The organism is uncultured Tenacibaculum sp. (assembly GCF_947502995.1).
In the GTDB taxonomy this organism is placed as follows: domain Bacteria; phylum Bacteroidota; class Bacteroidia; order Flavobacteriales; family Flavobacteriaceae; genus Polaribacter.
In genome coordinates, this window is the sequence record NZ_CANNBW010000006.1 from 123,814 (window position 1) to 150,325 (window position 26,512).

Consider the following 26,512-nt stretch of genomic DNA (forward strand, 5'->3'; position numbering starts at 1 on the left):
TAGTTTTACTAAAGTCAAATTTGTTATGATTAGAAAAATATTATTAGTATCGTTATCATTTATTAGCTTTCAAAAAGAAATAATTTAAAATGAAGAAGTTTTTTATCTTAAGTACTTTAGTTTGTTGTTTTTCAAATTGTTCTTTTTTTGAACATAAAAAAATTATAATTACAAAAGATTATATTATAAATGAAAATTGGATAAACGATCACAATGGTATTTTTATTGAGAGAATGAAAGTGAAACAGGACAGTATAATTAATATTTTAGATGTAAATTTTGATGGAGCAGATATTAATAGTATAAATATAGTAAATAAATTGGAAAAAGATAGTTTGTTTTTCTATAGTTATAACGTAGGTAAAACATATGATTCTTCAATGTCTTTATCCAAATTGTCTGAAAAGAAAATTTATTTCCATAAGCCTAACGAAGGTTTATGGGTTAAAGGTCGTTTTTCTGGAGACACTGTTAAAGTTCTTGGTAGTTTAGGTAATAATAAATGGTACAAGTTTTCTAATTTAAAATCAAGAACTAAGTTTTTTGTATTTATTTATGTAGATACTACAGGTCAAGTTCATCGATTTGATCAAGACTTATCAAATTATTAAAATATATTTTGATACATCAAAAAATTCTTTGGTCTACATGAAAATAAAAAAAACCTTGAAATTCTTTTATAGAATTTCAAGGTTTTTTTATGTATTGTGATAACTTAAAAACTAAGCTATTTGCTTTTCTAAAGCTAAAAAGTGAGTTACTTCATTTTTGTCTTTTAATGGGAAAATATGAAGCTCACATTTATATTCTGTTTTATCTTTTTTATGATTTATGATAACCTCTTTAAATGGATTGCCTAATTGAAGTTTTTGTTTAATCCTTTCTCTGACTTCAGCGGATGTTGATCGTCCTTGTAAAAAACTAGGAGTTTTTCTAACTGCATAATTTTTGGGATAACCAGTCATTTTAGAGAAACCATCGTTAACCCAAAGAATATTTCTATCGATATCCGTTAGAATTAAAGCTTCAAAAGAGTTTTTAGTTAAAATACTTTCTATGTTACTTTTCCAAGAAAAATTTTTAGCCACATTTTTTAAAGAAAAAATATCACTTTGAATAGAAGATTCTTCTAATAAAAAATTATAATTCTGTATATGAATATCAAAACTAAGCATGTTAATTCTAGCTTTATCCTTATTAACAAGTAAAGGTTTTATATTCTCGTACTTTTTTTGCGATAAAGAATTAACATATATATCTAAACTCTTCATTTCAGTTATAGCATTTTTCATTGTAGTTTAGTTTTAAAAAGTTAAAAATAGTTAAATATTCTTCATATACAAGTTAATTCACCATAAATATGGCATTTGCAAAGAAAAGTTTTCCATTATCCCAGAAACCTCTAAATAATGGATTATCAGTTAGGTAAGTTATGCTTCCTCTACCAATTGATTCATTTCCGAAGATCAACGAATTTTTTTGCTTCTTTAATGTTTCTGAACCTGCAAAGCCAGAAATAACTGTGTTATTATTTAGTATTGCCACATTAGCCCCATTTTTTAAATAATCATATGTGCTACTACCTAATTTAAGTGTGAAATAATCGTTGCTATATCCAAAACCAAGTGGATGAGAGTTGTCTATTTTTATTTTAAAAATAGCTCCAGTAATTAAGTTCTTAATATATGCTCGTTCTTTATCCTTATGCAAAATTAACTTAGGAGCTTTGTCAGCTTCTTTCTTTTTGTCTTTTTTAGACTTTTTTGGACTTAAACCGAATAATTTACTCGAACTAAATACTTGATTAGCATTTCCAATGGCAATTACTTTACCTCCTTGGCTAATCCAAGATTTTAATGCTTTTAATTTTGATTCGTTTAAAATACTTCGATAACCACCGTTTGGTAAAATTAAAGTATTGAATTTTGAAAGTAGTTTAGCAGATAAATTTTGAGCTGGGATAGCACTATAATTATAATTTAAATCTCTCTCTAAGAAATAACGCACTTCGCCATAACTTAATGTAGAAATTCCTCTTCCAGATAAAACAGCAATCTTATTTTGTTTAATTTCTTTAACACTAGAAGATCCCATATCCACACCTTTTGTAGATAAACCTGTTGTTATATGATGATTTACTTTATCATGTTTTTTACTGATTTTTAAAACTAAAGCATCAAAGTTTTTAATGTGTTTGTTATCTCTTTTAGTTACAATTAAAGAACCTGGAGCTAAATTATGACCGCTATTAACCATCATTTTTTTATTCGTTCTAACACGTATTTTATTATTTAACAAATCAGCTAATAAAGCAGCATCTGAAATGTGGTTCCAATCAAAAACATAAGCATATACGTTATTTTTCAAATTAGCTTTAGGTGTAAATGAACTATAACTAGTTGTATTAACTTTATTTTTACTAGCAATAGTGTTTAAGCCATAAGCATATGGTAAAGACCAAGCAGTAATATCATAAGTTACAGTGTCTTTAATTGTTGCTTTAGGTTCAAATAAAACTTCTACTAATTTTCCTTTGGGCTGATCTGTATTGATAGTAATGTTGTTTTGATCTATCTTAAGTTGACCATTTCCTTTTTTTGAAAAAATATATCCTGAAACTGATTTACTCGTTGTTTTTCCATATTTAATTTCATGACGATCTAATAACTTTTTTAATTTCTCAATTTTATCAGAGTTTCCTTGTAATACATAAGAAGCATATTTATAGTTCTTGTTATCGTAATACTTTTTAAATTCAGAATTTAATTTATTTGTGTTTTTAGATGCTACTTCTACAGTCGAAAGCCCTGTTGTTGTATGATGTAATAATCGGTCTTTTAAAGTTAAAATATCTCCTTCAGCAGTTTTTATACCTAAACCAGCCATTCCGTGTCCAGCTTGTTCGTATGTCATACCGATAGCACCATTAAAAGTTGGATAAGTATCTCCGTAACTTGGGTATAATAAATCGAAACTTTCTTTAGTGAAGTATAACCAACCATTTTCATCAAAATATTTTGCGTGATTTTTACCAATCTCTGCCTGGAAATCTTTTTGAAATTGAGTGATCACTTCATGAAAAGGTTCAGCAGCAGGTGCAAAATAATAAGGATTATTAATGTATTGCTCGTGAAAATCTACATGGATATGTGGTAGCCACTTGTTGTAAACTTTTAAACGTTGTTGAGATTCTATTTGTGTTGCCCAAGCCCAATCTCTATTTAAATCGAATAAATAATGATTTGGTCTACCTTGAATCCAAGGTTCATTATGTTCTATCGCAGAAGGATTCGGATTTATGTTTCTATTTGAAACTTGTGTAAACCAGTTTACATATCGATCTCTACCGTCTGGGTTAATACATGGATCTAAAATAACAATCACATTTTCGAGCCAAGATTTTTTTTCTGTCAATAATTTATAAGCGGTTAAAATTCCAGCTTCTGTTGCAGAAGCTTCATTACCATGTACATTGTAACTTAACCATACTATAGCTTTATCTTTTAAAGGAGACGTGTTTTCTAATTTAGTATTTGTTAAATGTTGTTTTCTTATTGTCTCTAAATTTTCAATATTACTTTTACTACTAATATAAGCTACTTGTAAAGGTCTTCTTTCGTATGTTTTACCGTATTCTTCAAGTATAATATTAGGAGAGTTATTTGCTAAGTGCTTGAAATAATCAACAACTTGATGATGTCTTGTAAATTGAGAACCTAGTGGATATTCTAGGAATTCAGAAGGTGATTTAATATTTTGAGAAAATAGATTTATGGTAATTGTACATAATACAATTAAGGTAATTTTTAAACGCATAAAGCCAATTATTTGATTGATGATCAAATGTAATGAAATAATCTCATCTAAAACTTCTCAAAAACACCCAAACCGAATAAAGCAAAGTCATATTTAACAGGGTCGTTAGCGTCAAATTTCCTTAACATTAGATCTAATTCTTTAATTGCTTTCCAATCATTTTGTTTACGATTTAAAACACCTAGTTTCCTTGCGATGTTACCAGTGTGAACATCTAAAGGACAATGTAAGTTACTTGCTTTGTGGTTTTTCCAAATACCAAAGTCAACCCCTTTTTTATTGTCTCTAACCATCCAACGTAAAAACATATTAATACGTTTTGCTGCTGAACCTTTTACAGGGTCGGAAATGTGTTTTTGAGTTCTTGGTAAATGAGGGATTTCAAAAAATATTTTTTTAAAGTTATGAATAGCAAATTGATAATTATCTGCTTCTTCTGAAGGAAGTAAAACAGAGGCTAATCCATTATGATTTTCGTAAATGTTTTTTAATGAACGAATAAAAAATTTAAAATCTTCAGCATTAAAAGTTCGATGGACAAATCCATCAAAATTATCAAGTTGATCTTCAGAATGATGTAAAACAAAATCATAAGGAGAATTCCCCATTAAATCCATCATGCGTTTTGAATTTTTTATAATCATTGTTCTATTTCCCCAAGCAATTATAGAAGATAAAAAACCAGCAATTTCGATATCTTCTTTTAAAGAAAATGAATGAGGAATTTGAATAGGGTCGCTATCAATAAATTGATTATTCTCGTATAAATCAGCTTTTTCGTCTAAAAATTCTTTAAGCTCCTTTGTAGTCATGTTTTATTTTATGTTGGAAGACCTGCAAAGCTAAGGCAAATAAAGAAACCATTATATGTAGCGTGTAATAAAATACTCCAACCTAAGCCAAAGCGTACTCTAAGAAAACCTAAATATCCACCTAAAACTAATTGAGGAGCTACTAAAATAGGAGCAAGAATTAAAACATTGTTAGTAATCGTATAATTTGATAAATGTACTAGAGCAAAAAGAATGGCAAAGCAATAAAAAGCAATTCTAAATAATGTTTTTCCTTTAAATAAAGTTAAAGGAGCTCTAAAAACAACTTCTTCAAGTAATGGAGCTAAAATAGCAGCATAAAAAAATACCAGTAATTTAGAATGTTGATTAATCATTTCTGCAACAGCATGGTTTTCCATGTCTACCAAACCAGAAGCTTCAACTAAACCTAATAAAGGAGTTAACAAGCCAATAGAAATAATACTGATCACTAAAATGTGAAAAAACTTTTTCAATCTATATTTAGGATCAGTATTAGGGTCTTGTTCTAAAACAGGATTTCTTAAATAAGAAATTAATTCATTAAAGGTTTCTCGCATAACTTTGGTATTTACCAATAAGTATGTAGAAACTCAAAAAAGTTACAGATTAATTAATATTTGGCAGCACCAACGTTTTTAGAACTTTTTAAAATGAAAGCTCTTAAATCATCATTAGCTTTTTCTAAATCTTCTTTTCTTAAATACATCATATGTCCACTTCTGTATCCTTTAAAAGACATTCTGTTTTTTAACTTTCCACTAGGGTCTATTTTCCCCATAGTATATTTAGCAGCGCTATACGTAGTTGCTCCATCGTAATAACCAGATTGTACTAACAATTGTAAATAAGGATTTTCTGCCATAGCTTTTCGTAAATTTTCTCTAGCATTATTATTAGAAAAATCCCAAGGTCTTACAGGACCAAACATATTATATTTTACGTCTGTTTTAAAGTTCAAAACATTTTGAGTGTAATAATTTATAGCTGGAGTAAAAGAATGTAACCAAGAAACTAATTCAGGGCTATAATCTGGTCGTGTTCCGGTTTCAGTTCTGTCTAAACCTAAATACCTACTATCTAATCTTCCAACTGTTTTACCTGAAGAATTTCGTAATAATTCTTTCCAGAAGTAAGAAGTAGGAATTTCTAAATTTTGTTGAAGAATTACTTTTTTATCTATTCCAGAATAATAAGCCATTTGTTCTGCAATAGAATTTTTTTCTGTTTCACCAATATAACCGCCTTTTGCTAAAGCTGGAAGAAGTTTATTTATTGCAAAGTTCTCAGATTCTGGAAGAATTTCTAGTAAATCTTTTTGTTGCAGTGCAGGAGGTAATTGTTTATGATACCATGCTGCAGCAGTGAAATACGGGAAATTTACTGCTAAATTCTCTGAACTTTCAGTACGGATGATTTTATAATCTGCAGGAGAAACCATAATAACTCCGTTTAAGTACATCCATTGTCTGCTTTGTAGTTCATAGGCTAACTGCATTACTCTTGTACCTCCATAGCTTTCACCAATAATATATTTAGGAGCTTTCCATTTGTTATTTCTTGTAACAAAAGTATTTAACCAATCCGCTAAATATTTTGCATCCGCGTTTACTCCAAAAAAGTATTTTTTATCTACTTTTTCTCCTTTTTTTACTACAGGTCTAGAATATCCGGTGTTTACAGGATTTATAAAAACAATATCAGCAACATCTAAAACAGAATACGGATTATCTTTTATTCCATATGGTTGAATAGGATTACCTTCATCATCTATTTTTAAAACTTTAGGTCCAGTATAAGCAATATGCATCCAAACAGAAGCCGAGCCAGGTCCACCGTTAAAAGACATAATTAAAGGGCGTTCCGACTGATTTGGAACATCTGTTCTTTGATAGTACGTATAAAATAAAGTAGCTTTTATATTTCCATTAGCATCAAAAACAGGTTGTGTACCTGTTTGAGCTTTGTAGCTAACTTTTTTTCCTTTTATTGTAACTGTATTACTAGTTATTACAGTAGTATCTACAGGAATTCTCATGTCTTGAGCATTTATAAATAGAAATGAGAAAAAGGATAATAATAGAGTGAGTTTTTTCATTTGGTATATAGATTTTTAAATAAGGTTGATTAATCCCAGTATGACGATTATTGCAAATAAAGTTATGATAAAAAATAATACGGAAGCAAAGGCGGTTATAAATGATCCTATTTTATCATTTTTTTGATGAAATACTCTATAGATGTACCACGTTAAAGCGATAAAAATAAAAGGGTTTAAAATTAATGGTATTCTAAAGATTAGAAAACTAATGCTACCAACAATTAAAGTTAAGTGGCCTAGTATAAATGAATTTATAGTAATATGCTCAGCAAAATTATATCGCCTGAAAAATAGTTTTGTAATTAACGAGAGAGGAATTACGGTAAATACCCAAAAGAATTTAAAATAATTATAAATAAAAGCGGCTCCAGTAGAACCTATTCTGTAAGGTAAAGTTCCTTTAACGGCATTTACTTGTTTTTCTGAAGCTATAGATGCTATACTAAAAAAAGATTCAAGAACTAAATAAGCAGTAATAGCAATGATTAAAAAGGAAATAGGATTAAAAATTCGTTTTCTTTTTCCTTTTAAATATTCTTCAATAGTATGTTTAGGATTTAAAGTTAGGTTTTTTAAGTTGTATAGAAAACCTTTATCCATGTTAGTAACTGTAGCAACAGTACTTGTAATAGTAGAGGCAAAAGTTATTTTAGGAGTGTCTCTTTTCTCACCACAATTTGGGCAAAATTTTTCATCATGTTCATGACCACATGAAATACAAATCATATAATTTAATATTTCCGATAAAATTAAAGAAAACTTTTAAAGTGATCTTAACAACTTTTTTTATGTATTAAATAAGTTGTTTTATGCAGAGATATTAATGCTTTGTAACATTTCAATCAAGTTCAGATGTTTTTTCTTTTCTCTTTGTTATAGAATTGTTCATTTAAAATACAATTCTATAACATTAATTAATAACCTTAAAATATTTAGTATGAATACAGAAGACTTTTATTTAAAAAAGATTTTAGAAACTATAAAAGAAATTAAACAAGATGATAAGTTTGAGAAAGATAGAAAAAAGAGAAAATGTAAACATTTAATGCAAATACCAGGGAAGAATATTTTATACAATTCAAAAATAAATTTCAATCTGGGGGAAGTAGGTGAGATTCCTCAGATAAAAATAAATAATAGAGATTCAGATAGTTTATTGCCTACAGTTGTGAAAGCTTATTTCAAAGGAGGAATCAAAGAAGATTGCGAGTGTGATACATCAGAAGCTTTATTGGTTTATGGTGTAGCTTTTATCAATAAAAGTTTTGGGATAATTAATAATTTTGAAGTTTTTTATAATTTCGGATTAGATTTTTCTGGAGACTATCAAATGAATATTTATATCACTTTCACGCATGCTGAAGAATTAGCAAGTGAATATAATTACTATCCTTTTGAGGTGAACTTTAATCAAGGCGCTGTTTGTTGTGCTGCAGGTAACCCTGTACCATTAGAAAAAATAAAAATGGTTCGTACATATTTAATTAATAGAGATCCAGAAACTTCAAGAGGAACAGAAACAGCTGTTCAATCAGGAGATAATTAATTTATATTTAATTTATGATATTGAAAAGAGGGGTTTTTCTCCTCTTTTTGTATTTTAAGGGTAAAATTAATTTTCTCTGTGTTATTCTATAGAAACCTCCTAATTCTATTCATACTATTACAGAATAATGTATATAGTCAATCTAAAATTGTTCTTTCCCCTTTTTTTAAAGAGGTAAAAACACATACCGATGAGTTTAAATCGAAAAGTTTTAAAAAGGTTCAATCTTACTTTTTAAACAAAGAATGGGATTCAACTTTAATTTATTCATTAAAAGAATTGAGTATACCTCAAAATGATAGTAAAATTATAGATTATTGTCATTTTTTCAGAGGGTATAGTTTTAAACAGAAAAAATTATTTGAGGATTCAAAAAATGAGTTTCAATCAGTGTCTAAAGATTTTTTTTTCTACGAAAGAATCGATATGTATTTAGGAGAGATGTTATTGGTGGAAAAGAACTATAAAAAAGCATTAAAATATTTTCAAAAATTTCAAAAGACTCAAACTTACAAAGGAAAAACTATTAAAAGAACTAGTGTCTTAGAAAATATAGGAACCTGTTACTTACACTTAAAACAATATGAACTCTCAAAAAAGTATATTGAAGAAAGTTTAAAAATTTTAGAGCAAAAAAAAGATACTCTAGGTTTAATTAATTCTTATGGAAATGTAGCCACTTTGTATTATGATCAGTATCAGGATGATATTGCAATACCACTTTATCAAAAAGCTTACGATTTATCTTTAAGTATAAACGATTTCACTGTTAAAAGTAGAGCTGCAAAAAATATGTATGTTGTAGAAAAAAATCGTAAAAACTATAAGAAAGCATTACCTTATTTTGAAGAACATAAGAAGTGGAAAGATTCTGTTCAAAGCGAAGCAAAAAGAATAGCTACAATAAAAAGAGAGAAAGAATATTTAGTTCAACAAAAACAAAGAGAATTAAATGATTTACAGGCTGAAAATAAGATACAAGAAGCAGAGCGAAAATTTCTCCTTTATTCAGCTGGATTTTTAATCTTGTTGTTGTTAGCAGGAAGCTATTTTTACAGCGATAAACTAAAAACAAATAAAGTTATTTCAGCTCAAAATAAAAAATTAGATGAGTTAAATGAAACGAAGAATAAACTCTTTTCTATTGTGAGTCATGATTTACGTTCTTCGGTTAATACGTTAAAATTAAGTAATAAAAAATTATTGAAGAATGTAACAGCAAATGATACTTTATTAACCCAAAAACTTCTGAAAGAGAATAGTACTATTGTGAATTCTGCTTATCAATTATTAGATAATTTATTAAATTGGGCGTTACTTCAAACCAAACAATCTTATTTTGAAGTTAAAGAAATACAATTATTTAGAGCAATAGAACATATTGCATACAATTACAAACCATTATTTATAGAAAAAGAACTGAACTTCGAAAATAACATAGCAACTTCAGTTAAAATTCTGGCAGATCAAGAGTCGTTAAAAATTATTTTTAGAAATTTATTAGATAATGCAATTAAATTTTCAAATCAGCGTGGTGATATTAAGCTTTATACCAATGAAGAAGATAAGAATTATGTTACGATAATACTTGAAGATACTGGTATAGGTATGGATGAAACGACTCGATTAAAACTTCAAAATTCCACAACACTTACTGTAAATGAAAGAAGTCATAAAAAGATAATAGGTTCTGGTTTAGGATTGCAATTGTGTAAATCGATGATTCAAAAAAATAAAGGTAAATTTTCAATAGAAAGTCAATTAGGTAAAGGAACAAAAATGATTGTATCTTTACCAAAAGCCGCCTATTAATGGAAAAAATAAATGTTTTAGTTGTAGAAGATAACCCTTTGGAAAGAGAAGCTCTTGTAGAGGTATTAGAGGGAAATGATTATAATATAATTGGTTCTGCTGATAACTTTAAAGATGCATTGGCTATTTATATACAAGAAAAAGATATCGATTTGGTTATTATTGATGTTTTCTTAGGAGAACATCCTGAAGGAATTCTATTTGCAGAAACTATAAATCAGTTAGAAAAACCTAAAAAACCATTTTTATTTCTAACAAGTTCAATAGATAAAGAATTGTTTGAAAGAGCCAAAGCAACTATGCCTTTCAATTATATGGTAAAGCCTTTTAATGAGCTAGAGTTGTTGTTTTCTATAAGTAGTGCTATGGAACAATTTTATGGACAAAAAGAAGCTGTTACTAGTGGAGATAAAGATACCATTATAACCCAAGATCATTTATATATTCAAAAAGGTAGTTCATTAAAAAAAGTGCTGCTTAGTCAAATTATTTTTATTGAAGTAGAAGGTCGTTACTGTAATATCATCACAGAGAAAGGAAAGTTTGTGATTTTAATCTCGTTGACTAAAATTCTAGAGTTACTAGACACAAGTATATTTAGTAGAGTAAATAGAAATACAGTAGTTAATATTCAAAAAATAGAAGAGATATTTATGGATGATCGTTTAATTCTATTATCAGAAAATTATAAAGTAACACTCAGCGATAAATATAAAGACCTTCTTAAAAAAGCATTAGTTTTAAAATAGTTTTTAAATTTTCTCCTTTATTTATTAGTTCAGGTATAATTTAATACAATTATATCACCATTTCATGTAGCATATTTTCAACTTCATAACAACGCTGCAATATAAACCCTTGTTTCTAAATAATTTAGCATCAGAAATTAAACGCTAGCAATCTATTTCTATAAGTAAGTTCAATAGTTAAAAGTTTAAACACTACTGAGTATTCAGGAATTTTAAAATGAAACTTTTTTGACTACTTGGACTGAAAGCAACCAAAGGCGGAATCTGAAAAGCCGAATTATAAATAGAGTAGGGAATCAAAATGCCAAACAAAGTAATAAACATTAACATTATAATAGATACAACTCAAATTATGAGTGATTTTAATGGAAATGAAGTTAGTAAAGATGCACTTAACCCAACTCCAATAGGTCATCAATATCAATTTATGGTAATTTCTGATGGAGGTAGTAATGTACAAGTAGAAGGAACAGGTGATTTAAGTTTTTCTGCAACTCAAGGAGATGTTGTACGTTTTTATGCAACATCTGAGTTCAATAATTTTGATCAGCCTGTAATTTTATATGACATGTTTAAGTACGGAGGAGATGATGTGTTTAATAACCCTAATTTTAATCTTCAATCTTTTGGGTTACATACAACATTAGCTCCAAAAACTTTTAATCCTTTAACTATTAAAATGATAGACCAAGATTTTTGGTTTGCTCAAAATACAGTTAATAATAAAGGAACAGAAAATTACGGATTGAAGTTTTGTCTATAATACAGATTTAAGTATTTTCGGATATTTTCAATGGGATCCAACAATTACAGTACAACAATAAAAGAAAAGCCGACTTATTTGTCGGCTTTTGTTATTGAATTTCAAAATAAATTTTAAATAGTTGTTGCACCAGCTTCAGCTACAGCATGATCATTTTCAACAGTACTACCACTAACTCCAACGGCTCCAATAATATTTCCATTAGCATCTTTTACAGGAACTCCACCAGGGAAGGTAATTAGCCCTCCATTAGAATGTTCAATATTGTAAAGTGAACCGCCAGGTTGAGATAATTCACCAATTACTCCTGTATTCATATCAAAGAAACGAGCTGTTTTTGCTTTTTTTATTGAAATATCTAAAGAACCTAACCAAGCTCCATCCATACGAGCAAAAGCAATTAAATTAGCTCCAGAATCTACAACGGCAATGTTCATTTTAGTATTTAATTCAACTGATTTAGTTTTAGCAGCAACAATTATTTTTTCTGCTTGTTCTAAAGTAATATTCATGTGTTCTATTTTTTAGTCTTAAAATTTCTGAGGCAAAAATAGAATCAGACTGAAGAAACGAGTTAACGATTAAAGTCCATATTGTTATGAAAAAAGGTCAATTTTAAATTGAAGATGGAGAAATACCAAATCTTGATTTAAAGGCACTACTAAAATTTTGTAAGTTACTATAACCTAATTCTAAATAAATATCAGAGGCTTTAAGTTTTCCTTCTTCTAAAATAGTTTTGGCTTTCAATAAACGTTTTTCACGAAACCATTTTCCTGGAGATAAATTATATTCTTTTATAAAATGACGTTTAAAAGTAGATAAACTCATATTGCATAGAAAAGCAATCTCTTCTAATGATAAAGAAGAATAAACATTTTGTTCGATGTTATGTTTAAAAGAAGTCTTTTCTTTATGAACTAGAGAAAGTAAATAGTTGTTAAATTTATCTTTGTATTTACTTTGTAGATATAGTAATAATTCTTCAAACTTAACAGCAAGTAAGTTCTCTGTAAATTCCAGAGTAGAATTACTTATAGATGTTAATGAGTTTAGATAAGCTGTAATGTATGCGTCATTTTCAATAACAAAATAAGAAGGAATTTCTTTTGAAGAATTTTCTTTGGTAACATGCTTGTTCAAAAAATCAATTAATTGTTGTTCTGAAAAGAAAAGTAATTTACAATAGTATGTGTTTTCTTTATCAAGTAACTCGCTCCATAAACAATTTCCTTTAGGAATAAGTATCGATTGTTTATTGTCTACAATAACAGAAGTATCAAGGAAATGAACCTGTTTTTTTCCTACTTGTAAAAAACTAAACATGTGCATATTTAAATTTACCTTAGTTTTAATAGCAGTTTCGGTCATTTTTAAGTCATAAATAAATAAGTTTTTATTTAGGTTGCCGTTTGCTATGTAGCTTTCAGGTATATTTTCTATGCGCATTAATGCAAATGATTTACAATTTTAAAGTAACTTGTTATTCAACAATAACACCGTCTTTCATTTCTAAAGTACGATCGGCCATGTTTGCCAATTCTTTATTGTGAGTTACTAGTACAAAAGTTTGCCCGAATTTATCACGAAGTTCAAAAAATAATTCATGTAAGTTTTTGGCAGAACTTGAATCTAAATTACCAGAAGGTTCATCTGCAAAAATTACAGAAGGACTATTAATTAAAGCTCTGGCTACAGCAACACGTTGTTGTTCACCACCAGAAAGTTCGCTAGGTTTATGATTTTCTCTATGAGAAAGTCCAAGGAATTCAAGTAGTTCTTTTGCTCTTTTTTCTGTTTCTTTTTTTCCTTTTTTAGCAATAAAAGCAGGAATACAAACATTTTCTAGAGCAGTAAATTCAGGAAGTAATTGGTGGAATTGAAAAATAAAACCGATGTGTTCATTTCTAAAAGCTGCGAGTTCGTTTCCAGAAAGTCCTTTTATAGAAATATCGTTGATAAAAAGTTGATAGTTTTGTTCTTGGTTAGCCTTATCTAATGTTCCTAAGATTTGTAATAAAGTGGTTTTACCTGCACCAGAAGGTCCAACAATAGCTACAATTTCTCCTTTTTCAATTTTGACGTTTACACCTTTTAAGATTTCAACATCACCATAACTTTTATGTATATTTTTTCCTGTAATCATGTTACGAATTCGATACAACGAATGTAAAAAAAAGAAATCAGACTAAAAGATATAATCTGATTTCTTACAAAAACAAACTAACGCATGGTTAGAAAAGATTTTTAATATTGTTATAGTCGATAAAGTATACCAATCGTAAAGAGAATGTATGTCTCATATTTTCATCAAAAAGACGATTAATATTATCTGAAAAACCAATATCGGCAGGAGCAAAGTCTGAATTCGGATTAATAGAATTTCTGTAGAAAGCAATTAATTGACTTCCAGGAGCAAATTGCCAAACATAGTTTAAGTCTAAATTCCAGCTATTAAAGTTTCTATCGTAATTTCCTGTGTGTGTACTTGGAATTAATTGTCCATTAGTCGTATTTAATTTTAATAATTGCTCTTGATAAGGAACTTTACTCCAGTTATGTCTAAAAGTTAAGGATAAAGAAGCATTAGTGTTAAAACTATATTTTCCAGATAAAGAATTTTCATAAGTACTTCTGTTACGATCACCAAAAATAATATCTCCATTGTCTAATTGATCTACATATCCTAAATCATTATCTACCTGATTGTACTCAAAAGAATATGTCATAGAAAAGCGATTGTTGAAACGATATCTAGGAGTAAGCCCGAAACCATAAGCATCTTTTTCTATATTATCAAAGAAAGTATGATAGAAAAAGTAATCTAAAGACAGCTTTTTTCTAAAATCAGTATTTCCCCAATGATTAAAATTTACTCTTGTTGGACGTTCAAAGAAAACTCCAGAAGTACTTCCTTGTCTTGGTTCAAAATAATCTTTTGTCGTAGTTCTGATGTTTAAATTTCCACCAAAATTAAATCGATTACGAGTTTCAGACCAAAATGATAATCCAGTATTTGTACCCGTATATATTCCAGATTCATGTTGAAAGTTAACATTATACCACCAGTTCACACCGAAGTTATTAAAAATTCCAACAGGTTTTAATTGACGATAACCTGTGAAACCATAAATAGTTTGTTCATTATTACTGAAAAGAATTCCTAAATCGTTTGGATTAAAATCTTTATTTTCAAAATTATATCCAATTTCCCAGCGCCAAGCACCCGATTGTTTACCAATACTGGTATCGAAAGAATAACCAGTTGTTGCATTAGCAGGATCGTCACTAATATCTGTCATTCTAAAACTACCATCAATATTATATGTACTAGATTTATCTTCAACATGCCATAATAATCCAGTAGCGTTTGCATCTCTAAATCTTCCATCTCTAGTAACATTAGTGTTAATTAAAGTGATAGAAGAATTTTGATTGAATTGTTTATCTAATACCATAATATTGTAATTGGTAAAAGGTTCAGTGACTGCTTTACGTTGACTTTTAGTTGTGATAACTTCGGTACCAATTTGAGTTTGTTCTGTTCTTTCAATTGTAGCTTCTGTTTTTTCAGTAATTGCATTAAAAAAACCAATACCTAATCCATCTTTTGTTCTTCCTGAAATTTTTATAGCATTCAACATTTGAACTTTATTTGGATTATCAACTATTTCCTCATTTATTTTTTTTCCAGCAATAAAATCATCATCATTTTGTAAGTTTTCACCTACGTTAAATTGATCAGTAGGAGAACCACCAATTCTTCTTGAATAAAACAAGCGACCTTTAGAAAACAACTCTGTTCCTTCAGTAAAAAACTGGCGTTGCTCTGTAAATTGTTGTTCAAACGGGCCTAAGTTTAATTGTACATTATCAAAACCAACTTGACTAAAATCTGGAATTAATGTAGCGTCTAATGTGAAGTTTTCTGTTAAACCATATTTAATATCCATACCAACACTCCAATCTGTATCTGTATTTCCATTTTCAGTAATTACTGTTCCAGATGCGTAAGGATATAAGTTTAATCGAGTAGGTGGAGAAATATTTTTAAAGTTTTCAATCAATCCATCATATTGAGTCCATCTTCCAATACTATTGTCTATGTGATTCCAAGTGTACTGTGAGTTTAAATTTTGGATTCTTCTATGGTAGTTTATTCCCCAAGATTGTATTTCACGATTAGCAAAACGTAAAGCTCTGTAGGGGATTTTCATTTCAACAACCCATCCATTCTCTGTAACTTTAGCGTTACTATCCCAAACAGCACTCCAATTAAAGTCTTCATTACCATTAGAAATTTTAGCATCTGCTTGAACTCCTGAACTTGTGACTATAAATTCAAAAGGATTTTGTCCATCATCATTAGGGTTTATCGTAATTAGAAAAAAATCGGTGTTACCAATATTATCTCTATTAGTGAATTCTGAAGGGATTTTATCTGGATTGGGATCAAACATTTTCGCAGCAATATAAATTGCATTATCATCGTAAATAAGTTTTACTTCTGTTTTATAATCAGATAGTTCACTCTTACCATTGTCTGGTCTAAACTCAACAAAATCTTTAGCAATAGGTATATTTTGCCAAACAGTGTCATCTAAATTCCCATCAATTTTAGGAGATGAGCTTATTCTTGTAGCTGAAAGTTTTTTTCTTTTGGTGTTTACTTGGGCATTTGTATGGATTATATTTAATACACAAATGATTAGTAATATAGTTAGTTTTTTCATTTTTAATATAGCACTTGATAATAGTTAAATAGTGTAATAGATTTATAGTGTGTTTGTTTTTCTAGAAAAAAATGATCGATTACAGTAAAGACCAGCGAAAAAATAGACCGTTACAGATTTATTTTTTTTTAACAAATTTTTAGGAGAGCTAGAATTCAAAGAAAAATTCATCTAAAAGAAAAGTGAAATGATAATTTTTTAATGTGTCAAAGCTATTTTAGTTTGAATTGAATTTGTATTTTTGTTCGACTTTTAAAATTCATAACGAATGAACTTACACGAATATCAAGGTAAAGAAATATTAAGTAGTTTCGGCGTTCGTACACAACGCGGTATCGTTGCTAGTACTCCTGAAGAAGCTGTAGAGGCAGCAAAAAAATTAACTGAAGAAACAGGAACTGGTTGGCACGTAATTAAAGCTCAAATTCACGCAGGTGGACGTGGAAAAGGTGGAGGAGTTAAATTAGCTAAGAATTTAGATGAGGTAAAGAGCATTTCTGACGATATCTTAGGAATGATGTTAATTACACCTCAAACTTCTGCTGAAGGTAAGTTAGTAAATCAAGTTTTAATTGCTGAAGATGTTTACTACCCAGGTGATAGCGAGCCAAATGAATTTTATATGTCAGTTTTATTAAACCGTGCTACAGGAAGAAACATGATTATGTATTCTACTGAAGGTGGTATGGATATTGAAGCTGTTGCAGAAGAAACTCCACATTTAATTTTTACTGAAGAGGTTGATCCAGGAACAGGATTATTACCATTCCAAGCTCGTAAAATTGCTTTCAACTTAGGTCTAAGCGGTGGAGCTTTAAAAGAAATGGTAAAATTTGTTACTGCTTTATATACAGCTTACGTTAAGTCTGATTCAGCTTTATTTGAAATCAATCCAGTATTAAAAACTTCTGATGATAAAATTTTAGCTGTAGATGCTAAAGTAACTTTAGATGAGAACGCTTTATTCCGTCACAAAGACTATGCTGCTTTAAGAGACGAGCGTGAAGAGAATCCTATCGAGGTTGAAGCTAAAGCTGCAGGATTAAATTATGTAGATTTAGATGGAAATGTTGGATGTATGGTAAACGGAGCTGGTTTAGCAATGGGAACTATGGATTTAATTAAGCAAGCAGGTGGTGATCCAGCTAACTTTTTAGATGTTGGTGGTACAGCTGATGCTAAGCGTGTTGAAACTGCTTTTGAAATCATTTTAAAAGATCAAAATGTAAAAGCAATTTTGGTAAATATTTTTGGAGGTATTGTACGTTGTGATCGTGTAGCACAAGGTGTTGTAGATGCTTACAAAAACATGGGAGATAAAATTAATGTGCCTATCATTTGTCGTTTACAAGGAACAAATGCTAAAGAAGCAAAGGAATTAATTGATAATAGTGGAATGGAAATCATTTCTGCTACTGAATTCCAAGAAGCTGCTGATAAAGTAGGTGAAGTGTTAAAAGCATAAAGATATTAGTGTGTAAACTAATTCTTAATTAAATATAGTAAACCTCATTCTTAACGGAATGGGGTTTTTTGTTGGACTTTTTTAAATATTATACATTCATTATCTAGAATGTTTTGCGAGGTTAATAATAAAATTGGATTTGAATTAAAGTGTTGTTTTTTAGGTGTTTAATTTTATGTTAAACTAAAATATTATTATTAACATTAATATTTGTTTTTGATAACTAATACCTATCTATTTGTTAATTGATAGGTAACTTTTTGTTTGGTAGACTGTTATATTTTTGTGATGGTTAAGCGCTATAACTAAGCCCCCCGATTAACAAAAGTTAAAGAGAAGAAACGTAATCAATTTAATTAAAAAAACAGAAACAAAAAAAAGTCTACCACTATGAAGTCAATCAAATCATTATTAATTGCTATAGCATTTACATTTAGTTCTATTGTTTATGCTACGAACACAAATCCTGCTGATAAGAAAATATCATCAACAATAAGTCAAGAAATTCAAAAGTTATTAAAGAATCCTAATTTTTTAGTAGAGAAGGATATGAATGTTACTGTACGTTTAACAGTAAATAAGAGAAATGAAATAGTAGTTTTGTCGGTAAATTCTACATTAAACAATTACCAAGTAGAAGAATTCATTAAAAGTAGATTAAACTATAAAAGATTATCTGAAAAGATAGATGCTAAAGTTTATACATTACCAGTTAAAATGGTTTCTAAGAAATAAGTTACACGATAACTAATTTTTAAAGCTTCATAATATATTATGAAGCTTTTTTTTTGCTATAATTTTTAATTCTTCAGCACGATTTATACTTCCCTATTTTTTAAATTCAATTTTATCTAAAAGAATACGTTTTGAATCTCCTTATGAGAATTTATTACATATAATAAATTCTGTTTTTTCATTGTAAAGATTTTATCTTTAATAATATTCTTATCTGTAATTATTTTTACCTCTTAATTAAGCATCAAAAATTTATTGTTTTCAATTAAAAAAATAGTTTCATTTTATTCAATTAAGACGAAACAAGAATTCTTTTGCGGTTTAGTATCGTTTTTAAGTGGTAAAATTCAAGTAAAAAACTGCTTTAAATCATGTTTTAATATGTTATGTGTTTGATTTGGTTAAAATGCAAACGTTGTAGTATATAGGCTTGTTTTTTATTGTAAATTTAAAGTTAATAAAAAGTAAATTTAATGTAAATTAAAATAAGGCTTAATTACATGAGATTGATAAAATAGCGAAAAGAAATTTGTGAAATCATAATTTTATAACTCAACTTTTTTACAAATTGACAAAGAAATGTTTTTTATTGTTTTTCAGGGTTTACGATCGAAAAAATTTCAACCGTTTTCGTAAGAATAGTGCCGTTTTTTGTTAAAATAGGGATAACATTGGTATTGTTTTCCTGTTGTAGTTTTACATCAGATTTGCAAGTCAAAATAGAGGATCATTATTAACACAATGTTAAATGTTTTATTAACAGAAAAATCATTAAATGACAATTAAAAAAACGATCACTATGAAATCAATTAAATTATTATTATTAGTATTTGCATTTGCATCTAGTTCGATGACATTTGCCACAAACCCAACAGAGGAAAACAAAAAGGTTAGTATAGAGGTGAGCCAACAAATCCAGAGCTTATTAAAGGATCCAGGATTTGAAGTAGAGAAGAATATGAATGTAACTGTAAAGTTTACTGTTAATGATAATAACGAGATTGTTGTATTATCAGTAAATTCTTATTCTAATGTAAAACAGATAGCAAGTTTTATTAAGGATAGATTAAACTATAAGAAATTATCTACTAAAGTTCAATCTAAAGCAATTTATATATTGCCAGTAAAGATGATCTCAGTAGTTTAGATAGTTATATATAATTTTAAGTCAGAAAAGCCTCACATAGTGAGGCTTTGTTGTTTATCTTAAGTTCTTAATTTTTTTATCCCATTCAATTTTATTTTTTATAAAATAACTTTTATTATTCTTTAATTTCTTTTGATTTCTCCAATAAGTCTCTGTGTATTTAATAAGGTAATGTCCATCAGGAAAAATTATAATACTGGAAGGATTTTTAAATGTATTCTTGAAAGTTTTTTTAATAATTTTATTAGGATCGTTAAAGTAGTTTCTAATTTCTAAATCTTGATAAGGAAATCCTTTATTGATATCGTATATACTAAAAAAAACTACTTTCTTATTTTTCTTGGATTTTTTTCGGTTACCTCCAATTTCTTCTAAATAGTTTTTATACCCTATTACTCTCTTAACTTTGAAAGCTTTTCTCTCGAATTCTTTTAGTTTTTTCTTTTTTGAATTATAAGGTAAATAGCCTATTTTATTATTTAAAGAATCGAGATAAATATATGCCGATTGTTCTGGCATATCATTTTTATTAGGAATTGTATCCTTGTAATTGATAGACCAAGTTTTAGTACTGTCAATTTTATTTCTAAGTGCAAATAATTTCTTTATTTGTTGGTGTTTTTTCTTGTCGAGTTTGCCAAATATTTCATTAAGAAAAAGTTTTTTTAAAATGACTGTATCGTTTTCTAGTTTAACATAACTAAAAAGATCACTATTAATTCTATTCGTAAATTTTTCTTCAGATATTTCATTAAGCTCATGATCTAATAAATACACTTTTTTATCAGTAGAATATGTTTGGCCTTTTGATGCAATACTTACAAAAAGAAAGAAAATGATTGTTATTTTATATGTTATTATTGTAATTGTTTTACTTTTTGTTTCCATTGTTTTCTTTTTCTATTGAAAAAACTTTTCTTCAATAATTTTTTAGTGATATTTTTTCTTCCGCTAAAAGATATATAATTTCTATTTCCAAAGAAAGAAAGGTAAAATTGTCCATCAGGATGAATAACTATAACTTCATAATTTCTTACAGCTTCTCTAAAAGATTTTTTTAAAATTAAATTATCATCTTTAAAATAACTAAGATTATATAGCACATTTTTAGGAAAACCATGATTCTTATTGTAAAAGTGAATTAATTCTGACGTTTTTTCTTTTCCAAAAGAACTGATCTCTTTTTCTATGTGGTGAACATAATCGTTATAACTACTCAAATGAGCATGATAAGCAGCTTTACTGTAATCTTTTTTAGGAGTTTTAGAGTCAGAACCATAAGGAACAAAGCCAATGACTTCTTTTTGTTTGTTATAGTAAGCTATACCCGATTGAGCCGGCATTTTTTCTTTATTAGGAATTGAATCGACATAATGAATAAACCAAGCTTTAGTAGTGTCTATTTTATAGCGTAAACTATATAATTTTTTAAGCTGATGATGTCTTCTTTTATCTAATTTACCAAAAACTTCCTTATACATTAATTTTCGTATAAATGAAGAATCGTTTTCGTAATTTACAGTTTTAAACAATTCTGAGTCTTCGTTTTGTTTGAAGTTTAAAAATGATATTTCTTTAAAGTCAGCATTATAATAGCGATATTTTTTTTGGTGAGTTGTTCTTTGTGCATTTATAGAAATAAATGCAAATAAAGAAACAATAATAATTTGTTTCATTTTGATTTTATCAGTTTAAATTTTGTTAAGAGTTACTTTAATTGGAAAATGTTACCCAATTGATTATTCAAACAATTTTAGAAATATGAAATACGAAAATAGTTAAGTTAAATGTTCTTTTAAAACTTTTATTTCATCACGTAACTTTGCAGCTTCAATAAAGTCAAGTGCTTTTGCAGCAGTTTCCATTTGTTTACGTTTTTCTCTAATTCTTTTTTCTAATTCTGGTTTTGGTAGGTATTCTAAATCTTGTTCTGCGGCTTTTTGTGTAGCCGATTCATATTGATAAGAAGTGGTTGTGCTTTTAGATAAAGTATTGTCTATCTTTTTGTTAATTTGTTTAGGAGTAATACCAAATTTAGTATTGTAGTTTACCTGTTTTTCTCTTCTCCTGTTAGTCTCATCAATAGTTTGTTGCATGCTATTAGTAATTTTATCAGCATACATAATTGCTTTACCATTTACATTACGTGCAGCTCTACCAACAGTTTGTGTTAAAGATCTGTGCGAGCGTAAAAAGCCTTCTTTATCAGCATCTAAAATGGCAACTAAAGAAACTTCAGGTAAATCTAAACCTTCTCTTAGTAAGTTTACTCCAATTAAAACATCAAATAAACCTTTACGTAAATCTTGCATAATTTCAACACGTTCAAGAGTATCTACATCAGAATGAATGTAACGACAACGTATTTGAATTCTAGTTAAATATTTAGCCAGCTCTTCAGCCATTCTTTTCGTAAGAGTAGTTACTAAAGTTCGTTCATCTTTCTCAACACGAATTTGAATTTCTTCAATTAAATCATCAATCTGATTTAAACTCGGGCGAACTTCAATTTCTGGATCTAATAAACCAGTTGGACGAATAACTTGTTCTACAAATAAACCTTCTGTTTTCTGTAACTCATAATCTGCAGGAGTAGCAGAAACATAAATGACTTGATTTTGTAACGCTTCAAACTCTTCAAATTTTAGAGGGCGGTTATCCATTGCTGCAGGAAGTCTAAATCCGTATTCTACCAAGTTCTCTTTACGACTTCTATCTCCACCATACATAGCATGAACTTGCGGAACTGTTACGTGACTCTCATCAATAACCATTATATAATCATCTGGAAAATAATCTAGCAAACAGAACGGACGTGTTCCAGCTTCTCTACCATCTAAATATCTTGAGTAGTTCTCAATTCCAGAACAGTATCCAAGTTCACGAATCATTTCTAAATCGAATTCTGTTCGTTCCTTTAAACGTTTAGATTCTAAATGTTTTCCTATTTCAGAGAAGTAATCGCATTGTTTTACTAAATCATCTTGAATTTGATGAATAGCGTTTTGTAAAACATCTGGAGATGTTACAAATAAGTTTGCTGGATATATATTTAAATGTTCAAATTCTTCTACAATTTGATTATTTTCAATATCAAAAGCTTCTATTTCTTCAATTTCATCACCAAAGAAATGAACACGATATCCGTTGTCTCCGTAAGAAGGGTAAATTGTAACCACATCTCCCTTTACTTTAAATGTCCCGCTTTTAATTTCTACTTCAGAACGCGCATATAAACTAGTAACTAATTGATGTAAGAATTTTGTTCTTGAAATTTGTTGTCCGACTTCAATCTCAATCACATTCTTTTTAAATTCAATTGGATTTCCAATACCATACAAACAAGAAACTGAAGCGATTACAATGACATCTCTTCTACCAGATAAAAGAGAAGAGGAAGTGCTAATTCTTAAACGTTCAATTTCATCGTTTATGGAAAGATCTTTTTCTATATAAGTTCCAGTAACAGGAATATACGCTTCTGGTTGGTAATAGTCATAATACGAAACAAAATACTCAACAGCATTATTCGGAAAGAATTGTTTAAATTCTGAATATAATTGTGCTGCTAAAGTTTTATTATGAGCTAAAACTAAGGTCGGACGATTTACTGTTGCAATAACATTAGCAACACTAAATGTTTTTCCTGATCCTGTTACACCTAATAAAGTTTGATATTTTTCGTCTGCGTTAATTCCATCAGCTAATTGTTTTATAGCTTGTGGTTGATCTCCAGTTGGTTGAAATTCTGAAACTAGTTTGAAATCCATACAACAAAAATAAGCATAGTTTGGGGGAAAATCTATGCTTATTCATGTTGATTCTATTATTTTCTTAGTAACGAAAAATGTCCTCTTCTGGTAAAAGTTTTTCCGTTTCTATCTGTAAGTTCTATGTTGAACCAATAATCGTTAGAAGGTAAATTTCTTCCATTGTATAAACCGTTCCAACCTTCTCCGTCAATTTGTAATGAAGTGATTAGTTTTCCGAATCGATCAAAAATATTGATGCTACTTTTGGGGTAGAAGAAAGAACTGATTCCTTTTACATTCCATAGATCGTTTATTCCATCATTGTTTGGAGTAAAAAAGTCTGGAAATTCTAAAACAGAAACATCTAATTGAGCTATACCACAATTATTTTTATCTCGAATTAGGAGAGTGTAAACACCTCCTTGTAAGTTTTCAAATCTAGGTGAATCTTGAAAATCAACAACAATTTGATTGTTTTCATCTTGTAAAGCAAATTCATATTCACCAATACCTAAGTTAGTTCCAGAGTTATTAATAGAAATTGTATTGTTTTCAGAATCATCAACAATAGTAACATCATTTTGATTTACAGAAGCTATAATAGATTCATTAATAATAATGGTTTTAGATCTTCTGCATAAAGTTGTTGTGTTAATTGCAGTAACTTTATACGCTCCTCCTTGTGTTAAACTAAGTGTTTGATTATTACCTATTATGGTTGGATCACCATTTCTAGTCCATTCGTAATTGTAATTTCCATCAGGATTTTCAGCTTCAATACTCGAAAGATTGTTCAAACATAAAATTTGAGGAGATGTCACATCAAAATTCGGAAGCGGTAGTGTTCTAATAAAGAGTTTACTTAATCCTGTACAGTTATTATTGTTTTTATTGACAATTTTAATGAAAATGGTTTGCTGTGTATTTGCAGGAATATTAGTGTTTCTATAATTACTAATATCAGCGATTTGATTTGTTACTGCATCTCTATCAGTTTCAGTTTCAAAAAATAAAACATTTAGATCATTTCTAATTGCAGGAGCAAAAAGGTTTTTAACTTCAGTTTCAGCAGCAGACATATCAAAAGCAGTAATACCATCAGTGTCGTCATTATTTAAAGTGTTATTTCCGTCTGCATCCAGAAAATCATCACATGAAGTAAATTCTCTATCATAAAGAATATCTGCAGCAAAGTTGATAGAAATATCAAGTTGAGAAATTCTATAACAATTTTTATCAGATATAGTTCTTACCCAAACCGTATCTCCATTGTTAGCAGAAAAATTAACAGGGTCAGAGATTTCAGCAGAATCAGCAATAGCATCAGCTTGAGAAGGATAATATTTAAAAGTTTCGTTAGTGTGATTGTTAGAAATATTTATTTGTGCTTGAGTTAAATTAATAGTTGCAGCAAGGTCACCGTCATTTTCACATTGTTCAATCAGCACATTAGGATTTACTATAACAGGTAGAGGATTAACAACAAGTTTAAAAGGAAGAAAACTTGTTCCAGGTTCCGAAACAGTAAAACAATTCGTATTAGCTCTGTTTTCTACTCTAACGTAAATAGTTTGTTCATTAGTTATGGTATTTCTGTAAGCTGAGTTTTTATTAATACTGTCAGTAGAGTTGTCAGTTTGAGCTCCAGTAAGAGTAGTATGATAACTTACATTATATTGTGTTGAAGAAAGACTTCCAAGAATTTCATTGTCTTTAGAAGAAAGTATAAAATTATTGAAAAACCCATCAGTATCACCACCATTTACAATATCATCACAAGTTTCATAATCTGCAGGTTGAGTTGGAGTAGGTAAAGAATTTACATTTAATTCAAAAGAAGTTGTGTCAAAACAAGCGTCTGGATTTCCGTTATTGTGTATGCGAACAAAAATTGTTTGATTACTATTTGGAGTAGGGTTTGTGTAAGGATTAGGTAATGCGTTAGCTGTATTGTTAGCGTCAGCATCAGCTTGACTTAAAAAATAAATCACTTCAAATTGACTAGCAGATTGAGTTCCTAAAATTTGAGGAGTAATATCATTTTGTAAATCAAAACTATTAAAACCATCACTATCTATGTCACAAAAGTTTACGTTGGTGGCGGGATTAGCAATAGGTACGGGCAAATATGTAATTTCAACTTCATCTTCGGCAGTACCACCTACATCATCAGTAATAATAACTTTGTAAATTCCAGATCTGTTGTCGTTAATTGTTAAAGTAGCGTTAGTTTCTCCTGGAATTGTAGTGAATCCAGATCCAGTATCAATTTGCCATTCAAAAGCAGTGGCAATACCTCTAGTTGGAGTTCCGTCTAATGTGATTGGAGTTCCGTCACAAACAGTTTGATCAGGTCCTAATTCTCCTGTAACAATAGAACAATCTGTTGCTCCAGCTCCGGTCATACCAAAATTACTTTGTTCTAATTTTATTTTACCAGATGAGCCATCAAAATTTGTAATAAGTAATATGTAAAATTGACCAGCTTGTGCATTATTTATGGTGAAACTTTCTATTGGAGATGGATCAAAACTACAGTCTACTATGTTAGTGTTGTCTAAGTTACCAGTGTAATAATTTGGAGAACCAGTATTACTTGGACAAGCAGTTGGTGTGCCAGAAGCGTCTGTACATGTTTGTGCTAAATTTGCGCAATTACTATCTGGAGTAGCAAAAGGTCCCCAAGCTATAAAATCAACGTCAATTGTTCTTCCAGTTGGGTTACCCGAAGCATCAAAATCTGCAGCTTGAATAATCTGAAAATTTAAATCTCCTGTTTGTTCTACTCTAATAAAAAACCAAGCAGGATTTGGAGTTTCAGATAAACAACCAAAAGTTCCACTATTAGGAACTCCTGTAACATTAGAGAAAATTTTAACTCCGCTACTATCAGAACACATAGGTTCTGAGGCATCACATGAAGAAGCTCCGTCTTGGGCATAAGACCCAAATAAAGTAGAAAATAGAAAACAGATGTAAAGTAATTTTCTTACCATAGTTTCATAAAAGTGGGATTATTCAATTGAAAGTTAGTTTATAACTCTCTAAATATAACATTTAAAGTTATTGAATTCCTACCTT

At 29.0% G+C, this 26,512-nt stretch carries 22 protein-coding genes; 8 read left to right on the forward strand and 14 right to left on the reverse strand.

The window, feature by feature from the left end:
* Positions 1-89 precede the first annotated feature (89 nt).
* On the forward strand, positions 90-611 hold the full coding sequence (locus Q1A46_RS06495) for a hypothetical protein (protein WP_299675538.1): 522 nt from the start codon (positions 90-92) through the stop codon (positions 609-611).
* A gap of 111 nt (positions 612-722) precedes the next feature.
* On the opposite strand, the gene Q1A46_RS06500 is transcribed toward Q1A46_RS06495, so the two are convergent.
* The 6 genes from Q1A46_RS06500 to Q1A46_RS06525 are packed head-to-tail and all read right to left on the reverse strand — an operon-like array spanning position 723 to position 7,455.
* Positions 723-1,292, reverse strand: coding sequence for a PAS domain-containing protein (locus tag Q1A46_RS06500; RefSeq protein ID WP_299675541.1), 570 nt, complete (start codon positions 1,290-1,292; stop codon positions 723-725).
* Between the two features lie 52 nt (positions 1,293-1,344).
* The gene (locus tag Q1A46_RS06505) at positions 1,345-3,816 is read right to left on the reverse strand and encodes a M14 metallopeptidase family protein (RefSeq protein WP_299675544.1); all 2,472 of its coding nucleotides are present in this window, start codon (positions 3,814-3,816) and stop codon (positions 1,345-1,347) included.
* Between the two features lie 47 nt (positions 3,817-3,863).
* Positions 3,864-4,628 carry a TIGR02757 family protein gene (locus tag Q1A46_RS06510; RefSeq protein ID WP_299675547.1) on the reverse strand — a complete coding sequence of 255 codons (765 nt, stop codon included), beginning with the start codon at positions 4,626-4,628 and terminating at the stop codon, positions 3,864-3,866.
* An 8-nt stretch (positions 4,629-4,636) separates the two neighbouring features.
* A complete protein-coding gene (locus Q1A46_RS06515; RefSeq protein WP_299675550.1) occupies positions 4,637-5,188 on the reverse strand; it encodes a CPBP family intramembrane glutamic endopeptidase in 552 nt (183 codons plus the stop codon).
* Between the two features lie 53 nt (positions 5,189-5,241).
* Positions 5,242-6,726 carry a S10 family peptidase gene (locus tag Q1A46_RS06520; RefSeq protein ID WP_299675553.1) on the reverse strand — a complete coding sequence of 495 codons (1,485 nt, stop codon included), beginning with the start codon at positions 6,724-6,726 and terminating at the stop codon, positions 5,242-5,244.
* A gap of 15 nt (positions 6,727-6,741) precedes the next feature.
* Positions 6,742-7,455, reverse strand: coding sequence for a DUF3667 domain-containing protein (locus Q1A46_RS06525; RefSeq protein WP_299675556.1), 714 nt, complete (start codon positions 7,453-7,455; stop codon positions 6,742-6,744).
* Positions 7,456-7,666: 211 nt separating this feature from the next.
* Between Q1A46_RS06525 and Q1A46_RS06530 the strand changes: the two genes are divergently transcribed.
* From Q1A46_RS06530 to Q1A46_RS06545, 4 genes are all read left to right on the forward strand, one after another.
* On the forward strand, positions 7,667-8,275 hold the full coding sequence (locus Q1A46_RS06530) for a hypothetical protein (protein ID WP_299675559.1): 609 nt from the start codon (positions 7,667-7,669) through the stop codon (positions 8,273-8,275).
* 78 nt (positions 8,276-8,353) lie between these two features.
* Positions 8,354-10,087, forward strand: coding sequence for a tetratricopeptide repeat-containing sensor histidine kinase (locus tag Q1A46_RS06535; RefSeq protein ID WP_299675561.1), 1,734 nt, complete (start codon positions 8,354-8,356; stop codon positions 10,085-10,087).
* Complete coding sequence (locus Q1A46_RS06540) at positions 10,087-10,836, forward strand: LytTR family DNA-binding domain-containing protein (RefSeq protein ID WP_299675564.1); 750 nt, start codon at positions 10,087-10,089, stop codon at positions 10,834-10,836. The genes Q1A46_RS06535 and Q1A46_RS06540 overlap by 1 nt, the downstream gene beginning before the upstream one ends.
* A gap of 301 nt (positions 10,837-11,137) precedes the next feature.
* Positions 11,138-11,599 carry an AidA/PixA family protein gene (locus Q1A46_RS06545; RefSeq protein ID WP_299675567.1) on the forward strand — a complete coding sequence of 154 codons (462 nt, stop codon included), beginning with the start codon at positions 11,138-11,140 and terminating at the stop codon, positions 11,597-11,599.
* Positions 11,600-11,712: 113 nt separating this feature from the next.
* Here the strand turns inward: Q1A46_RS06545 and Q1A46_RS06550 are convergent, their stop codons facing one another.
* The 4 genes from Q1A46_RS06550 to Q1A46_RS06565 all read right to left on the reverse strand — a co-directional run bounded on the left by Q1A46_RS06550 (position 11,713) and on the right by Q1A46_RS06565 (position 16,332).
* A complete protein-coding gene (locus Q1A46_RS06550; RefSeq protein ID WP_299675570.1) occupies positions 11,713-12,111 on the reverse strand; it encodes a heme-binding protein in 399 nt (132 codons plus the stop codon).
* Between the two features lie 103 nt (positions 12,112-12,214).
* The gene (locus Q1A46_RS06555) at positions 12,215-13,048 is read right to left on the reverse strand and encodes an AraC family transcriptional regulator (RefSeq protein WP_299675573.1); all 834 of its coding nucleotides are present in this window, start codon (positions 13,046-13,048) and stop codon (positions 12,215-12,217) included.
* Between the two features lie 34 nt (positions 13,049-13,082).
* Entirely contained in the window at positions 13,083-13,745 is a 663-nt protein-coding gene (locus Q1A46_RS06560; protein WP_299675576.1) for an ABC transporter ATP-binding protein, read from the reverse strand.
* Positions 13,746-13,833: 88 nt separating this feature from the next.
* Entirely contained in the window at positions 13,834-16,332 is a 2,499-nt protein-coding gene (locus Q1A46_RS06565) for a DUF5916 domain-containing protein (protein ID WP_299675579.1), read from the reverse strand.
* 268 nt (positions 16,333-16,600) lie between these two features.
* On the opposite strand from Q1A46_RS06565, the gene sucC reads away from it, so the two are divergent.
* The 3 genes from sucC to Q1A46_RS06580 all read left to right on the forward strand — a co-directional run bounded on the left by sucC (position 16,601) and on the right by Q1A46_RS06580 (position 19,679).
* Positions 16,601-17,797: an ADP-forming succinate--CoA ligase subunit beta gene (sucC, locus tag Q1A46_RS06570; protein ID WP_299675582.1), complete on the forward strand. Its 1,197-nt coding sequence runs from the start codon at positions 16,601-16,603 to the stop codon at positions 17,795-17,797.
* Positions 17,798-18,187: 390 nt separating this feature from the next.
* Entirely contained in the window at positions 18,188-18,532 is a 345-nt protein-coding gene (locus tag Q1A46_RS06575) for a hypothetical protein (protein ID WP_299675585.1), read from the forward strand.
* A 799-nt stretch (positions 18,533-19,331) separates the two neighbouring features.
* The gene (locus Q1A46_RS06580; RefSeq protein WP_299675588.1) at positions 19,332-19,679 is read left to right on the forward strand and encodes a hypothetical protein; all 348 of its coding nucleotides are present in this window, start codon (positions 19,332-19,334) and stop codon (positions 19,677-19,679) included.
* 54 nt (positions 19,680-19,733) lie between these two features.
* Here Q1A46_RS06580 and Q1A46_RS06585 read toward each other — a convergent pair whose 3' ends face one another.
* The 4 genes from Q1A46_RS06585 to Q1A46_RS06600 form a co-directional block, all read right to left on the reverse strand.
* A complete protein-coding gene (locus Q1A46_RS06585) occupies positions 19,734-20,567 on the reverse strand; it encodes a hypothetical protein (protein ID WP_299675591.1) in 834 nt (277 codons plus the stop codon).
* Positions 20,537-21,355, reverse strand: a complete 819-nt coding sequence (locus tag Q1A46_RS06590; protein WP_299675594.1) for a hypothetical protein — start codon at positions 21,353-21,355, stop codon at positions 20,537-20,539. The genes Q1A46_RS06585 and Q1A46_RS06590 overlap by 31 nt, the downstream gene beginning before the upstream one ends.
* A gap of 102 nt (positions 21,356-21,457) precedes the next feature.
* Positions 21,458-23,449, reverse strand: a complete 1,992-nt coding sequence (gene uvrB, locus Q1A46_RS06595; protein WP_299675597.1) for an excinuclease ABC subunit UvrB — start codon at positions 23,447-23,449, stop codon at positions 21,458-21,460.
* A gap of 56 nt (positions 23,450-23,505) precedes the next feature.
* Positions 23,506-26,427 carry a T9SS type B sorting domain-containing protein gene (locus Q1A46_RS06600; protein WP_299675600.1) on the reverse strand — a complete coding sequence of 974 codons (2,922 nt, stop codon included), beginning with the start codon at positions 26,425-26,427 and terminating at the stop codon, positions 23,506-23,508.
* Positions 26,428-26,512 lie beyond the last annotated feature (85 nt).